6 protein-coding genes, 5 tRNA genes and 6 rRNA genes are annotated in these 16,485 nt (G+C 48.2%); 2 read left to right on the forward strand and 15 right to left on the reverse strand.

Translation table 11 applies throughout. The annotated features are described in order from the left end of the window. Positions 1–166 precede the first annotated feature (166 nt). Together pckA and AC6I8U_RS15595 are read left to right on the forward strand one after the other, a co-directional pair. A complete protein-coding gene (gene pckA / locus AC6I8U_RS15590; RefSeq protein ID WP_042478579.1) occupies positions 167–1,795 on the forward strand; it encodes a phosphoenolpyruvate carboxykinase (ATP) in 1,629 nt (542 codons plus the stop codon). Positions 1,796–1,904: 109 nt separating this feature from the next. Next, entirely contained in the window at positions 1,905–3,797 is a 1,893-nt protein-coding gene (locus tag AC6I8U_RS15595; RefSeq protein WP_498017321.1) for an AsmA family protein, read from the forward strand. A 35-nt stretch (positions 3,798–3,832) separates the two neighbouring features. Here AC6I8U_RS15595 and AC6I8U_RS15600 read toward each other — a convergent pair whose 3' ends face one another. The 15 genes from AC6I8U_RS15600 to AC6I8U_RS15670 form a co-directional block, all read right to left on the reverse strand. Next, positions 3,833–4,753 (reverse strand): bifunctional GNAT family N-acetyltransferase/hotdog fold thioesterase, encoded by a 921-nt coding sequence (locus AC6I8U_RS15600; protein WP_234494736.1) that lies wholly within the window; start codon positions 4,751–4,753, stop codon positions 3,833–3,835. 38 nt (positions 4,754–4,791) lie between these two features. After that, on the reverse strand, positions 4,792–5,226 hold the full coding sequence (gene dtd, locus AC6I8U_RS15605; protein WP_042478575.1) for a D-aminoacyl-tRNA deacylase: 435 nt from the start codon (positions 5,224–5,226) through the stop codon (positions 4,792–4,794). After that, on the reverse strand, positions 5,198–6,133 hold the full coding sequence (locus AC6I8U_RS15610; protein ID WP_498017322.1) for a virulence factor BrkB family protein: 936 nt from the start codon (positions 6,131–6,133) through the stop codon (positions 5,198–5,200). Before AC6I8U_RS15610 ends, dtd begins: the two co-directional genes overlap by 29 nt. 7 nt (positions 6,134–6,140) lie before the next feature. Further along, the gene (locus AC6I8U_RS15615; RefSeq protein WP_498017323.1) at positions 6,141–6,725 is read right to left on the reverse strand and encodes an AAA family ATPase; all 585 of its coding nucleotides are present in this window, start codon (positions 6,723–6,725) and stop codon (positions 6,141–6,143) included. A 287-nt stretch (positions 6,726–7,012) separates the two neighbouring features. Further along, positions 7,013–7,128: ribosomal RNA gene (gene rrf, locus AC6I8U_RS15620) — 5S ribosomal RNA — on the reverse strand. A gap of 47 nt (positions 7,129–7,175) precedes the next feature. After that, positions 7,176–7,251, reverse strand: a tRNA-Thr gene (locus tag AC6I8U_RS15625). 63 nt (positions 7,252–7,314) lie between these two features. Further along, positions 7,315–7,430: ribosomal RNA gene (gene rrf / locus AC6I8U_RS15630) — 5S ribosomal RNA — on the reverse strand. 130 nt (positions 7,431–7,560) lie between these two features. Then, positions 7,561–10,450, reverse strand: a 23S ribosomal RNA gene (locus AC6I8U_RS15635). A gap of 276 nt (positions 10,451–10,726) precedes the next feature. Next, positions 10,727–10,802 (reverse strand) — tRNA-Ala (locus tag AC6I8U_RS15640). A gap of 40 nt (positions 10,803–10,842) precedes the next feature. After that, positions 10,843–10,919: transfer RNA gene (locus AC6I8U_RS15645), tRNA-Ile, on the reverse strand. Positions 10,920–10,985: 66 nt separating this feature from the next. Continuing rightward, positions 10,986–12,538, reverse strand: a 16S ribosomal RNA gene (locus AC6I8U_RS15650). A gap of 319 nt (positions 12,539–12,857) precedes the next feature. After that, positions 12,858–12,973, reverse strand: a 5S ribosomal RNA gene (gene rrf, locus AC6I8U_RS15655). 129 nt (positions 12,974–13,102) lie between these two features. Continuing rightward, positions 13,103–15,991 (reverse strand): 23S ribosomal RNA (locus AC6I8U_RS15660). The 16S, 23S and 5S rRNA genes sit together here with 5 tRNA genes alongside, the layout of an rRNA operon. Positions 15,992–16,303: 312 nt before the next feature. Next, a tRNA-Val gene (locus AC6I8U_RS15665) sits at positions 16,304–16,379 on the reverse strand. A gap of 30 nt (positions 16,380–16,409) precedes the next feature. Continuing rightward, a tRNA-Lys gene (locus AC6I8U_RS15670) sits at positions 16,410–16,485 on the reverse strand.

The raw sequence follows: 16,485 nt of genomic DNA on the forward strand, positions 1-16,485 counted from the left end.
TGATAGAACACTTAAAACCATCAATAACTGATGACTAATTTTTGAACTACCTCCCTGTTTTATCGGATATCCGTTGCTAGCATGGAGTTCAAAATAAAAAACAAAATAACAAATAAACAATTACTACAATTTTAAAATCCCTACAAAAATCCAATAAGGAGCACCTATGACCGTTATGGACATTAACAAGGCTGCACAAATCGATCTTACCAAGTACGGAATCACTGGCGTAACTGACATCGTTCGCAACCCAAGCTACGAACAGTTATTTGAAGAGGAAACTCGCGAAGGTCTGGAAGGCTACGAAAAAGGCGTAGTCACTGAGCTTGGCGCCGTTGCTGTAGATACGGGAATCTTTACTGGACGCTCTCCTAAAGACAAATTTATCGTTAAAGACGCGACTACAGAAGAACACATGTGGTGGACAAACGATAAAGTCAAAAACGACAACAAACCTATGTCCCAAGAGGCATGGAATGACCTTAAAACGCTTGTCACTGGTCAACTATCCAATAAACGTCTATTCGTGATCGACGGATTCTGCGGTACCAACCCAGATACACGTCTATGTATCCGAATCATCACAGAAGTCGCTTGGCAGGCTCACTTCGTGAAAAACATGTTCATTCGTCCAACCGAAGAAGAACTCGCAACCTTCGAGCCAGACTTCGTGGTTATGAATGGTGCGAAGTGCACGAACCAGAAATGGCAAGAGCACGGTTTGAATTCTGAAAACTTCACAGCATTTAACCTAACCGAAAGAATGCAGCTTATCGGCGGAACATGGTACGGCGGCGAGATGAAGAAAGGTATGTTCGCGATGATGAACTACTTCTTGCCACTGCGTGATATCGCATCGATGCACTGTTCTGCAAACATGGGTCAAGAAGGCGACGTTGCTATCTTCTTCGGCTTGTCAGGCACCGGTAAGACAACACTTTCAACCGATCCTAAACGCGCACTTATCGGTGACGATGAGCACGGTTGGGATGACGATGGTGTGTTTAACTTCGAAGGCGGTTGCTACGCGAAAACAATCAACCTATCTAAAGAAGCTGAGCCAGACATCTATAACGCTATCCGCCGCGACGCATTGCTAGAGAACGTAACGGTTCGCAACGACGGCTCTATCGATTTTGATGACGGCTCGAAGACAGAGAACACCCGCGTCTCTTATCCACTTCACCACATCGAGAATATCGTTAAGCCGGTATCAAAAGGTGGTCACGCGAATAAAGTGATCTTCCTTTCTGCTGATGCATTCGGCGTGCTACCTCCGGTTTCTAAACTGACGCCAGAGCAAACCAAGTACCACTTCCTATCAGGCTTCACTGCGAAACTAGCCGGTACTGAGCGTGGTATTACAGAGCCAACACCAACCTTCTCTGCGTGTTTCGGTGCGGCGTTCTTGACGCTTCACCCAACTAAGTACGCTGAAGTGTTAGTTAAGCGCATGGAAGCTGCAGGTGCTGAAGCTTACTTGGTTAACACTGGCTGGAATGGCACAGGCAAACGTATCTCTATCCAAGATACACGTGGCATTATCGATGCGATCCTAGATGGCTCTATCGAGAAAGCAGAAACTAAGAACATTCCTGTGTTCAACCTAGAAGTTCCAACTTCACTTCCAGGTGTCGACCCTGCGATCCTAGATCCTCGTGAAACTTACGTTGACCCGCTTCAGTGGGAAAGCAAAGCAGCAGATCTTGCCCAGCGCTTTATCAACAACTTCGATAAGTACACGGATAACGACGAAGGTAAGTCATTGGTAGCAGCGGGTCCTCAGCTCGACTAATACTTGGATAGATATCCAACTTTTTAATACCAGCCCCTCAATTAGAGGGGCTTTTTTACGCTATACGCGCTAAATTATTGTTTATGTTGAAAGCTTGGACATACGTTTCGTGGTAAGAAAGATTGTTGCGCTGTTTGTCGCCATATTGGCACTGGGTCTATTGACCATATTGATCGTGTTCGGTCTACTGCATACCCAATATGCAAAACCGATGGTGGTCTACACCCTAGATAAAGGACTCGGCATTCACGTTAAAAGCGAATCGATTCAATACCATTATCCAAATCAGGTCACTTTCCAGAACGCTAGATTTGAGCTTCCTGATCACCAGCCCGTCGAAGTCGCTAAGCTTTCCGTCTGGCTATCTACTCAGCTCTCTACCAAACAGCCAGTCACTATTTATGAGCTTTTGATCGACGGCGCATCATTATCCGCATCACAGACACCATCAATAACGCTGCTAAAACAATGGCAGATCGAGAATATCGCACTCGATCATATTGATTACAGCCATGGCGAGATGATCATCAACGATCTTCGACTACAGCTAAGCGGCATCGAGCTTGGCGATAGTGTCATAACAAGCAAAGGAAACGTGCAGCTTCAAGCCTCTCAGTTCTACTATCAAGGCTCTTCGCTGCGAAACCTATTAGTCGATGGGGAGTTGGATGGCGATAACAGCAAAATACTCGGAGCCTCGTTTACATGGAATAAATCCAGTATCTCGACACAAGCACAAATACAAAATGGACGTTGGTCACTGGTCAATACCACAATAGATCGATTGGACTTAGATGCCACAGCCCAAGATGATCCATTACTTTCAATTCTTAAGGAGCACGTGGGTCATATCAATAGCTTAGATATTCTCAACTCAACGCTAAGCAATAATGATATGACCGTCGACAACATCAGCGCTTCTTTAGAGAATATTGATTTGGATAAATCGCTTTGGAAACAATCCGAAGCCTATATCTCTGTTGATGCAGACCAACTCATATGGCGCGGCTTTGAGTTCATCGAACCAACTCTAGAGGTTTACGCAAATGAAGAGCGAATAGAGGTTGCGGACCTCGACACCCAACTAGAGCAGGGTCGCATCCAGCTTTCCGGCTACGTGAAGCCCAATGAAATAAAGCTCGATAAACTTGAAGTAGATGGCGTTAAATACATTCAAGAGGGAGACAAGCCTTCTCTATTAGACCTGTTTGCAGATGTGAGCATTGATGATCTCAAATCCGTCGCCATTGATCGCGTTGCTATCAACCGCTCACAATGGATTCAGCTTTCGACAAAGCCATTTTGGCAAGTCACTGGATTTAATATGGAAGCTTCTGACTTACTGCTAAAAAGAGACTATCAATGGGGGCTATGGCAGGGCAAAGCAACAGCATCGGCTAATAGCGCCAGTATTGATAAGATACTGGCTAACCAGGTCATCATGGAGACAGAAAGCAAAGAAGGAAAATGGCAGTTAAACCGTCTCTTCATCCCATTCGAGCAAGGCTACTTTACCTCGACGGCAAGTTTAGATTTTGGTGCACCGAGTCAGCCTCTCGCAGTTAATGCGAAAGCATTTTCCCTCCCTCTCGCATTGACACATTACTTGTTTGATTCTGATGAAATTCAGCTTACAGGTACCGCGGATTTAGACCTCAATATCAGCGCCCTTATCGCAGATAACCTATCTCTTTCGCAGACGCTGTCAGGCAGCCTAAGCAGTAGCTTTTATAACACTGAAATCCAAACCCGACATTCGGAGCAGCCTCAAATACTAGAGGTTACGCCGCTCAAGATGACGGCTGACAGAGGGGTAATAGCGTTGGAGTCTCTCGAAATATCCGGAGTGGGCATAGAGGGCTCTGCAGGCGATTCAATAGACCTTCATTCACAATCGATGCAAGCCGTCACCATTAAGCTAGCCGAGACTTGCAAAGCCGAATACGAACTACACATACTGACCGGAGAGGTGGTCTCCTCTCCTTTAGACGCCTGCCCTTAAACAAAACCCCTATCTATAAGATAGGGGTTTTTCTACTAGCTCGATAGCAGCTTGTCTTGGTAGTTGGGTAACAGCATATAGGTCCCAACGAACTCCACCGCGGGGCTATCACCACTATAGATGGTGACATTGATGACGATACGTGCCTTTTTACCTGCGGCAAGCCTATCCAAGTCACCACTAATCCCATCAAGAGACGTAACAGAAACCGGACTAGACTCCACTGGGTGTTTGTAGCGAATACGGCTGTCTGCCAGAACAATATCGGCAACCAATCCGCGCTCACGCATAAGCAGCCATGTCATTCCCCATCCAGTTAGGGTTGCTAGGGTAAATGCCGAACCGGCAAACATGGTGTTATGAGGGTTCAGATTAGGGTTCAGCTGAGCACTACACTCAAAGCGATAGCCTGTGTACTGATTGATCTTGATGCCCATCTTGTCGCTGATTGGGATCTGTTGCTCCCAGCGGTCTTGCAACTCGGCGCACCATTCCGGACGTCGTAGCACTTTTGCAAGCGGATCAAGTTGTTTGACCATCTGTTGGTGACGGACCGGGCCTTTCTGATCGTTAAGCTCTCCCTGACTACTAAACCCATTGGTCTCGTAAAAGGAGATAGCATCCTCTCGAGCGTTACAAACAAGTCTCTTTACGCCCTCTTGACGAGCAAAAGACTCTAGCGCAACGAGCACTAAAGACCCCATACCCTTATTACGGCGGCTATTTTTAACCGCCATGTAGCGGATCTGACCTTCGTTGTCTGGGGTAATGTACAAGCGACCGATTGCCATGGGTCTTCCTCGACCATCGACAATCATGCGGTGATGACTCATTTCATCATACTCATCGCGCTCCGAACCCACAGGCAAACGCCACGGCTCTCGCAGCATTTGCCAACGGAAGTGGTAATACTTGGCGAGTTGATTCTCAGTCTTTGGAGTAATGAGTTTAAACATAGATATCCTTTCGCATGTAAACCTAAAGCGTTACTCGTTTATACCTGCAACCAAAAAGTTACGGGACCATCATTCACTAGAGACACCTTCATATCCGCGGCAAATTGACCACGCTCTGTAGGGAGTATCTCTAGGCAACGATCCGAAAAATAGTCGTAAAGGCGCTCTGCATCAGCTGGATGCGCACCTCTTGAGAAGCCCGCTCGAGTACCTTTCTTTGTATCGGCTGGAAGCGTAAATTGCGATACCACTAAGACGCTACCACCAACATCCTTCACACTCAGATTCATCTTGCCGGCGTCATCTTCAAAAACACGGTAAGTGGTGACACGCTCAACTAGGCGCTTCGCCTTAGCTTCGTCATCTTCCTTCTCTACGCCAAGTAGCACTAATAAGCCCTTGCCGATCTCACCAACTACTTCGCCGTCTACTTTGACAGAGGACTCACTCACTCTCTGTATCAGTGCTATCACTTAGTCGTTCCTTATTGGTGAATTCTTTTTGATTGGCTGTCGATTGTAACATGGTGCACTTTGGTCGCCAGTGTTCTTTCTCTCCAAGTGCTGCGGTAAACTCAGCACCAATTAGCACGATGAACCAGCACAGATAGATCCACAAAAACAGGATTGGAATTGCCGCAATAGCCCCATAGATAAGCTGATAAGACGGAAACTGAGTAATGTAATATGCGAAGCCCTTCTTACTGATTTCAAACAGCAGCGTGGCAATCACAGCACCTATTAAGGCATGACTTAGATAGACCTTTTTATTCGGTACCAACATGTAAAGCCCGGTAAATGCTAACATCGCTAGGAACGCAGGGAGCCAGTTAATGAAGAAGCTAAACGCTCCACTTAGGATTTGGTGTTCAAGTATCTTTAATGACGTAACATAGGAGGTACCAACAATGCTGGCACCCACCAAAATAGGCCCAAGAGTCAGAATCATCCAATACATCGAGAATGAAAATACCCGGCGACGTTTCTTTTTGACTCGCCAGATATAGTTAAGGTTGTTATCGATATTGGAGATAAGCGTCACTGCAGCGACAAACAAAAACGCACTACCAATCGCCGTCATCCTTCCGGTATTAGAGACGAATTCAGTTAATGCACCATAGACCGCATCCCCGGCTGCTGGTACAAAATGTTGAATAATGAAGTTCTGTAGTGTCTCGCCAACATTAGCAAAGATAGGAAAAGACGATAGTACCGACAGCAATACCGTCAGCATAGGAACGATGGAAAGCAGGGTAATATAAGCAAGATAACCCGCATTCACGTTGACCCTATCGTGAACCATGCGCTGCACGAGATAGCGAACAAAGCTTACTAAGATAGAGATTGGCTGAATAAGTTGTTGGGGGATTTTGTCGCGCATGTTCAATCTAGCACTCCTTGCTAACTTGTGTTGCGATAACGTCAGTTGTGAGCTGATTCTTACACAGATTCAAAACGAACTCGACTCGCTTAGCAACCGACATTAAAGGGACGTCAACAACACTATATCCCAAGCCATGATAAGTATCGCAAAGTGATTCGTGAATGCTTAGAGCTTCTTCGAAGGGATACGGGCGTATATCGTCTTGAACATAGGTCTCTGAAGCAGGCTTACAAAAGAGGACGACCCTTTGATAACCTTTAGTCGCCTCGCTGCCAATAGTTTCTGACACCGGCAAGTCCCCAAATGATAGATAGGCGCAGACATCAGGAATGGCGCGGTCAACAAAGCTTAATTGTTCAGACAGCTGTGCTTTGTTTCGCTGAACTAGCATTTGTTCAAAACACATATCCGCAAATAACCCAAGCTGCTGCCAAGGCAATACGCCACCGTCAATCTTAGACTGCTCTTCTATGAGTAATCGCGGGATCTCTGGATATACTTCGTAGCCTTGGTTTCCTAAAGCCTCTAAAAGAGTCGTTTTTCCTGACCCAGGACCACCTGAGATAATAAAGGGTAATGTCGCACTCATAATACATAGCTAATTCAGTAACATGATTAAAGTTTAACTTAAACCGTCAAGGTATTGTGAGTCAGAGTGGAAATAGTAGAGGAGTAATTGAATAAATAAGAAAATATGCGGATACGAAAACGCCCCAGCAAATGCTGAGGCGTGGAAATAAAGCTTGGCGATGTCCTACTCTCACATGGGCGGTGCGGCGATCCGCAAGACACACTCTACCTTTCTTATTGAGACATCAAATCTACAAACGACAGATATGAAGACGCCCCAGCTTATGCTGAGGCGTGGAAATAAAAGTCTGGCGATGTCCTACTCTCACATGGGGAAGCCCCACACTACCATCGGCGCTATTGCGTTTCACTTCTGAGTTCGGCATGGAATCAGGTGGGTCCACAATGCTATGGTCGCCAAACAAAATCTTGCTTGGTGCACCTTGCTCTGCAAGATGACTCTAAATACTGGTGCTGATACCCAGACTCGAACTGGGGACCTCATCCTTACCAAGGATGCGCTCTACCACCTGAGCTATATCAGCATAGTGGTTGTCCTTCAGGACTAAAAAAGCCCGTCTTTTCAAACGGGCTCTTTAAAATTCAAAGCCTGGCGATGTCCTACTCTCACATGGGGAAGCCCCACACTACCATCGGCGCTATTGCGTTTCACTTCTGAGTTCGGCATGGAGTCAGGTGGGTCCACAACGCTATGGTCGCCAAGCAAATTCTGCTTTGGTTTTCAGCTTTTTCAAAAAAGCTAAAAGCCAAAATATCTGGAAAGCTGTTAATGCGTTCTCATACACATTCAATTCGTTCTTGCTTTGAGTCCATCAAAACCCTTTGGGTGTTGTATGGTTAAGCCTCACGGGCAATTAGTACAGGTTAGCTCAACGCCTCACAACGCTTACACACCCTGCCTATCAACGTTCTAGTCTCGAACAACCCTTTAGGACACTTAAAGTGCCAGGGAAGACTCATCTCAGGGCTCGCTTCCCGCTTAGATGCTTTCAGCGGTTATCGATTCCGAACTTAGCTACCGGGCAATGCGTCTGGCGACACAACCCGAACACCAGAGGTTCGTCCACTCCGGTCCTCTCGTACTAGGAGCAGCCCCCTTCAATCTTCCAACGCCCACGGCAGATAGGGACCGAACTGTCTCACGACGTTCTAAACCCAGCTCGCGTACCACTTTAAATGGCGAACAGCCATACCCTTGGGACCGACTTCAGCCCCAGGATGTGATGAGCCGACATCGAGGTGCCAAACACCGCCGTCGATATGAACTCTTGGGCGGTATCAGCCTGTTATCCCCGGAGTACCTTTTATCCGTTGAGCGATGGCCCTTCCATTCAGAACCACCGGATCACTATGACCTGCTTTCGCACCTGCTCGAATTGTCATTCTCGCAGTCAAGCGGGCTTATGCCATTGCACTAACCTCACGATGTCCAACCGTGATTAGCCCACCTTCGTGCTCCTCCGTTACTCTTTGGGAGGAGACCGCCCCAGTCAAACTACCCACCAGGCACTGTCCTCATCCCCGATTAGGGGACTAAGTTAGAACATCAACACTACAAGGGTGGTATTTCAAGGACGGCTCCACTAATACTGGCGTACTAGTTTCAAAGCCTCCCACCTATCCTACACATGTAGGGTCAATGTTCAGTGCCAAGCTGTAGTAAAGGTTCACGGGGTCTTTCCGTCTAGCCGCGGGTACACTGCATCTTCACAGCGATTTCAATTTCACTGAGTCTCGGGTGGAGACAGCGTGGCCATCATTACGCCATTCGTGCAGGTCGGAACTTACCCGACAAGGAATTTCGCTACCTTAGGACCGTTATAGTTACGGCCGCCGTTTACCGGGGCTTCGATCAAGAGCTTCGACCTAAGTCTAACCCCATCAATTAACCTTCCGGCACCGGGCAGGCGTCACACCGTATACGTCATCTTACGATTTTGCACAGTGCTGTGTTTTTAATAAACAGTTGCAGCCACCTGGTATCTGCGACTCCCCATAGCTCCATCCGCAAGGGACTTCACCGCGAGGAGCGTACCTTCTCCCGAAGTTACGGTACCATTTTGCCTAGTTCCTTCACCCGAGTTCTCTCAAGCGCCTTGGTATTCTCTACCCGACCACCTGTGTCGGTTTGGGGTACGATTCCTTACAATCTGAAGCTTAGAGGCTTTTCCTGGAAGCATGGCATCAATGACTTCACTACCGTAGTAGCTCGACATCGTGTCTCAGCCTTAAAAAAGAGCCGGATTTACCTAACTCTTAAGCCTACGCACTTGAACCTGGACAACCGTCGCCAGGCCCACCTAGCCTTCTCCGTCCCCCCATCGCAATTGTAAGAAGTACGGGAATATTAACCCGTTTCCCATCGACTACGCCTTTCGGCCTCGCCTTAGGGTCGACTCACCCCTGCCCCGATTAACGTTGGACAGGAACCCTTGGTCTTCCGGCGAGGAGGTTTTTCACCCCTTTATCGTTACTCATGTCAGCATTCGCACTTCTGATACCTCCAGCAGACCTTACAATCCACCTTCAACGGCTTACAGAACGCTCCCCTACCCAATATACAAAGTATATTGCCGCAGCTTCGGTTTATAGCTTAGCCCCGTTACATCTTCCGCGCAGGCCGACTCGACTAGTGAGCTATTACGCTTTCTTTAAATGATGGCTGCTTCTAAGCCAACATCCTAGCTGTCTAAGCCTTCCCACATCGTTTCCCACTTAGCTATAATTTGGGACCTTAGCTGGCGGTCTGGGTTGTTTCCCTCTCCACGACGGACGTTAGCACCCGCCGTGTGTCTCCCGGATAGTACTTACTGGTATTCGGAGTTTGCAAAGGGTTGGTAAGTCGGGATGACCCCCTAGCCTTAACAGTGCTCTACCCCCAGTAGTATTCGTCCGAGGCTCTACCTAAATAGATTTCGGGGGAGAACCAGCTATCTCCAGGTTTGATTGGCCTTTCACCCCTAGCCACAAGTCATCCGCTAATTTTTCAACATTAGTCGGTTCGGTCCTCCAGTTGATGTTACTCAACCTTCAACCTGCCCATGGCTAGATCACCTGGTTTCGGGTCTATATCCAGAGACTGAACGCCCAGTTAAGACTCGGTTTCCCTACGGCTCCCCTAAACGGTTAACCTTGCCACTGAATATAAGTCGCTGACCCATTATACAAAAGGTACGCAGTCACACCACGAAGGTGCTCCTACTGCTTGTACGTACACGGTTTCAGGTTCTATTTCACTCCCCTCACAGGGGGTTCTTTTCGCCTTTCCCTCACGGTACTGGTTCACTATCGGTCAGTCAGTAGTATTTAGCCTTGGAGGATGGTCCCCCCATATTCAGACAGGATATCACGTGTCCCGCCCTACTCGATTTCACTGATGATGAGATGTCGGTTACGGGGCTATCACCCTGTATCGCGGCACTTTCCAGAGCCTTCACCTGTCTCATTAAAAGCTTAAGGGCTAATCCAATTTCGCTCGCCGCTACTTTCGGAATCTCGGTTGATTTCTCTTCCTCGGGGTACTTAGATGTTTCAGTTCCCCCGGTTCGCCTCGCTGAGCTATGTATTCACTCAGCGATACCTACTTATGTAGGTGGGTTTCCCCATTCAGGAATCTCAGACTCACAGGTTATTACTACCTAATCTGAGCTTATCGCAAGTTATTACGCCTTTCATCGCCTCTGACTGCCAAGGCATCCACCGTGTACGCTTAGTCACTTAACCATACAACCCCAAAGGGTCTTTGTTACGTAACCAAAGTTGTCTGCAATTTTTATACATGATGCAGACTCGATTTTGCCGGACTCAAATATGAATCACTTTCGTGATTCCCAAGAACACTTGAATGTGTGTTGGTACCTACATCTTTCGATATAGGATTTGAGAACTTTTAATAGATAACAATCAATCAAATTGTTATCTGTCAGCTTTCCAAATTTTTAAAGAGCTTGATTCATAAAGAACCATTTTTAAGAACACTTAAGCAAATGCGCTTAAAGATGGTGGAGCTAAGCAGGATCGAACTGCTGACCTCCTGCGTGCAAGGCAGGCGCTCTCCCAGCTGAGCTATAGCCCCATCAGTGTGATGCTTACCGCCAATCATCTGGGAGGAAGATTGGTGGGTCTGAGTGGACTTGAACCACCGACCTCTCGCTTATCAGGCGAACGCTCTAACCACCTGAGCTACAGACCCAAGCATCGTCTTTAATTCATAAACCGTATCAATCTGTGTGAACACTCATCGCAATAATCTTTCGTATAAGGAGGTGATCCAGCCCCAGGTTCCCCTAGGGCTACCTTGTTACGACTTCACCCCAGTCATGAACCACAAAGTGGTGAGCGTCCTCCCGAAGGTTAAACTACCCACTTCTTTTGCAGCCCACTCCCATGGTGTGACGGGCGGTGTGTACAAGGCCCGGGAACGTATTCACCGTGGCATTCTGATCCACGATTACTAGCGATTCCGACTTCATGGAGTCGAGTTGCAGACTCCAATCCGGACTACGACGCACTTTTTGGGATTCGCTCACTTTCGCAAGTTGGCCGCCCTCTGTATGCGCCATTGTAGCACGTGTGTAGCCCTACTCGTAAGGGCCATGATGACTTGACGTCGTCCCCACCTTCCTCCGGTTTATCACCGGCAGTCTCCCTGGAGTTCCCACCCGAAGTGCTGGCAAACAAGGATAAGGGGTTGCGCTCGTTGCGGGACTTAACCCAACATTTCACAACACGAGCTGACGACAGCCATGCAGCACCTGTCTCTCAGTTCCCGAAGGCACAAGACTGTCTCCAGTCTCTTCTGAGGATGTCAAGAGTAGGTAAGGTTCTTCGCGTTGCATCGAATTAAACCACATGCTCCACCGCTTGTGCGGGCCCCCGTCAATTCATTTGAGTTTTAATCTTGCGACCGTACTCCCCAGGCGGTCTACTTAACGCGTTAGCTCCGAAAGCCACGGCTCAAGGCCACAACCTCCAAGTAGACATCGTTTACGGCGTGGACTACCAGGGTATCTAATCCTGTTTGCTCCCCACGCTTTCGCATCTGAGTGTCAGTATCTGTCCAGGGGGCCGCCTTCGCCACCGGTATTCCTTCAGATCTCTACGCATTTCACCGCTACACCTGAAATTCTACCCCCCTCTACAGTACTCTAGTCAGCCAGTTTCAAATGCAGTTCCGAGGTTGAGCCCCGGGCTTTCACATCTGACTTAACTAACCACCTGCATGCGCTTTACGCCCAGTAATTCCGATTAACGCTCGCACCCTCCGTATTACCGCGGCTGCTGGCACGGAGTTAGCCGGTGCTTCTTCTGCAGCTAACGTCAAATGATGCCGCTATTAACGACACCACCTTCCTCACTGCTGAAAGTGCTTTACAACCCGAAGGCCTTCTTCACACACGCGGCATGGCTGCATCAGGCTTGCGCCCATTGTGCAATATTCCCCACTGCTGCCTCCCGTAGGAGTCTGGACCGTGTCTCAGTTCCAGTGTGGCTGATCATCCTCTCAGACCAGCTAGGGATCGTCGCCTTGGTGAGCCATTACCTCACCAACTAGCTAATCCCACCTGGGCATATCCTGACGCGAGAGGCCCGAAGGTCCCCCTCTTTGAGCCGAAGCTATTATGCGGTATTAGCCATCGTTTCCAATGGTTATCCCCCACATCAGGGCAATTTCCCAGGCATTACTCACCCGTCCGCCGCTCGACGCCGTTAACGTTCCCCGAAGGTTCAGTTAACTCGTTTCCGCTCGACTTGCATGTGTTAGGCCTGCCGCCAGCGTTCAATCTGAGCCATGATCAAACTCTTCAATTTAAGATTTTGTTCGGCTCAATGAATACTGAACATTACATAAAGTAATGTTTGAATTGACTGTGCTGAATCTTTCGATTCAATGGTCACTTCGTTTCATTGAAACCTAATTTGATACCGAGGTATCTAATTTGATTATCATCAACGAGTGCCCACACAGATTGATAGGTTTATATTGTTAAAGAGCTTTGCTTTCAGTGCCTTAGCACTTAAGCAGGACGCGTATAATACGCTTTCCACTTTGAAAGTCAACATAAAACTCTAAGAAAATCTCTTAAAACTTTATGGTGACCCGTCTACTTAAAGACAAGTCGAAATTAAAGCCTGGCGATGTCCTACTCTCACATGGGGAAGCCCCACACTACCATCGGCGCTATTGCGTTTCACTTCTGAGTTCGGCATGGAATCAGGTGGGTCCACAACGCTATGGTCGCCAAGCAAATTCTGCTTTGGTTTTCAGCTTTTCAAAAAAGCTAAAAGCCAAAATATCTGGAAAGCTGTTAATGCGTTCTCATACACATTCAATTCGTTCTTGCTTTGAGTCCATCAAAACCCTTTGGGTGTTGTATGGTTAAGCCTCACGGGCAATTAGTACAGGTTAGCTCAACGCCTCACAACGCTTACACACCCTGCCTATCAACGTTCTAGTCTCGAACAACCCTTTAGGACACTTAAAGTGCCAGGGAAGACTCATCTCAGGGCTCGCTTCCCGCTTAGATGCTTTCAGCGGTTATCGATTCCGAACTTAGCTACCGGGCAATGCGTCTGGCGACACAACCCGAACACCAGAGGTTCGTCCACTCCGGTCCTCTCGTACTAGGAGCAGCCCCCTTCAATCTTCCAACGCCCACGGCAGATAGGGACCGAACTGTCTCACGACGTTCTAAACCCAGCTCGCGTACCACTTTAAATGGCGAACAGCCATACCCTTGGGACCGACTTCAGCCCCAGGATGTGATGAGCCGACATCGAGGTGCCAAACACCGCCGTCGATATGAACTCTTGGGCGGTATCAGCCTGTTATCCCCGGAGTACCTTTTATCCGTTGAGCGATGGCCCTTCCATTCAGAACCACCGGATCACTATGACCTGCTTTCGCACCTGCTCGAATTGTCATTCTCGCAGTCAAGCGGGCTTATGCCATTGCACTAACCTCACGATGTCCAACCGTGATTAGCCCACCTTCGTGCTCCTCCGTTACTCTTTGGGAGGAGACCGCCCCAGTCAAACTACCCACCAGGCACTGTCCTCATCCCCGATTAGGGGGACCAAGTTAGAACATCAACACTACAAGGGTGGTATTTCAAGGACGGCTCCACTAATACTGGCGTACTAGTTTCAAAGCCTCCCACCTATCCTACACATGTAGGGTCAATGTTCAGTGCCAAGCTGTAGTAAAGGTTCACGGGGTCTTTCCGTCTAGCCGCGGGTACACTGCATCTTCACAGCGATTTCAATTTCACTGAGTCTCGGGTGGAGACAGCGTGGCCATCATTACGCCATTCGTGCAGGTCGGAACTTACCCGACAAGGAATTTCGCTACCTTAGGACCGTTATAGTTACGGCCGCCGTTTACCGGGGCTTCGATCAAGAGCTTCGACCTAAGTCTAACCCCATCAATTAACCTTCCGGCACCGGGCAGGCGTCACACCGTATACGTCATCTTACGATTTTGCACAGTGCTGTGTTTTTAATAAACAGTTGCAGCCACCTGGTATCTGCGACTCCCCATAGCTCCATCCGCAAGGGACTTCACCGCGAGGAGCGTACCTTCTCCCGAAGTTACGGTACCATTTTGCCTAGTTCCTTCACCCGAGTTCTCTCAAGCGCCTTGGTATTCTCTACCCGACCACCTGTGTCGGTTTGGGGTACGATTCCTTACAATCTGAAGCTTAGAGGCTTTTCCTGGAAGCATGGCATCAATGACTTCACTACCGTAGTAGCTCGACATCGTGTCTCAGCCTTAAAGAGAGCCGGATTTACCTAACTCTCAAGCCTACGCACTTGAACCTGGACAACCGTCGCCAGGCCCACCTAGCCTTCTCCGTCCCCCCATCGCAATTGTAAGAAGTACGGGAATATTAACCCGTTTCCCATCGACTACGCCTTTCGGCCTCGCCTTAGGGGTCGACTCACCCTGCCCCGATTAACGTTGGACAGGAACCCTTGGTCTTCCGGCGAGGAGGTTTTTCACCCCCTTTATCGTTACTCATGTCAGCATTCGCACTTCTGATACCTCCAGCAGACCTTACAATCCACCTTCAACGGCTTACAGAACGCTCCCCTACCCAATATACAAAGTATATTGCCGCAGCTTCGGTTTATAGCTTAGCCCCGTTACATCTTCCGCGCAGGCCGACTCGACTAGTGAGCTATTACGCTTTCTTTAAATGATGGCTGCTTCTAAGCCAACATCCTAGCTGTCTAAGCCTTCCCACATCGTTTCCCACTTAGCTATAATTTGGGACCTTAGCTGGCGGTCTGGGTTGTTTCCCTCTCCACGACGGACGTTAGCACCCGCCGTGTGTCTCCCGGATAGTACTTACTGGTATTCGGAGTTTGCAAAGGGTTGGTAAGTCGGGATGACCCCCTAGCCTTAACAGTGCTCTACCCCCAGTAGTATTCGTCCGAGGCTCTACCTAAATAGATTTCGGGGAGAACCAGCTATCTCCAGGTTTGATTGGCCTTTCACCCCTAGCCACAAGTCATCCGCTAATTTTTCAACATTAGTCGGTTCGGTCCTCCAGTTGATGTTACTCAACCTTCAACCTGCCCATGGCTAGATCACCTGGTTTCGGGTCTATATCCAGAGACTGAACGCCCAGTTAAGACTCGGTTTCCCTACGGCTCCCCTAAACGGTTAACCTTGCCACTGAATATAAGTCGCTGACCCATTATACAAAAGGTACGCAGTCACACCACGAAGGTGCTCCTACTGCTTGTACGTACACGGTTTCAGGTTCTATTTCACTCCCCTCACAGGGGTTCTTTTCGCCTTTCCCTCACGGTACTGGTTCACTATCGGTCAGTCAGTAGTATTTAGCCTTGGAGGATGGTCCCCCCATATTCAGACAGGATATCACGTGTCCCGCCCTACTCGATTTCACTGATGATGAGATGTCGGTTACGGGGCTATCACCCTGTATCGCGGCACTTTCCAGAGCCTTCACCTGTCTCATTAAAAGCTTAAGGGCTAATCCAATTTCGCTCGCCGCTACTTTCGGAATCTCGGTTGATTTCTCTTCCTCGGGGTACTTAGATGTTTCAGTTCCCCCGGTTCGCCTCGCTGAGCTATGTATTCACTCAGCGATACCTACTTATGCAGGTGGGTTTCCCCATTCAGGAATCCCAGACTCACAGGTTATTACTACCTAATCTGGGCTTATCGCAAGTTATTACGCCTTTCATCGCCTCTGACTGCCAAGGCATCCACCGTGTACGCTTAGTCACTTAACCATACAACCCCAAAGGGTCTTTGTTACGTAACCAAAGTTGTCTGCATTTTTATACATGTGCAGACTCGATTTTGCCGGACTCAAATTCCAAGAACACTTGAATGTGTGTTGGTACCTAAATGATTAAATCATCTAGGATTTGAGAACTTTTAATTGAATAAGAATAATCAATTCTTATTCGTCAGCTTTCCAAATTTTTAAAGAGCAATGCAAACTTAATGCATTTTCTAAAGAATCTCAGCGTCAAAAATCCCAACCACGTACGTTTTAATGAAGTGGTTTGGAAAATCTTAATCCAAAATTACTTAGAGAATGGTGGGCGATACCGGGCTCGAACCAGTGACCCCCTCCTTGTAAGGGAGGTGCTCTCCCAACTGAGCTAATCGCCCACATAAGTTTTGATTCTTCGTGGAGAAGAATGGTGGGTCGTGCAGGATTCGAACCTGCGACCAATTGATTAAAAGTCAACTGCTCTACCAACTGAGCTAACGACCC

This window comes from Vibrio sp. KUL80 (assembly GCF_059725495.1).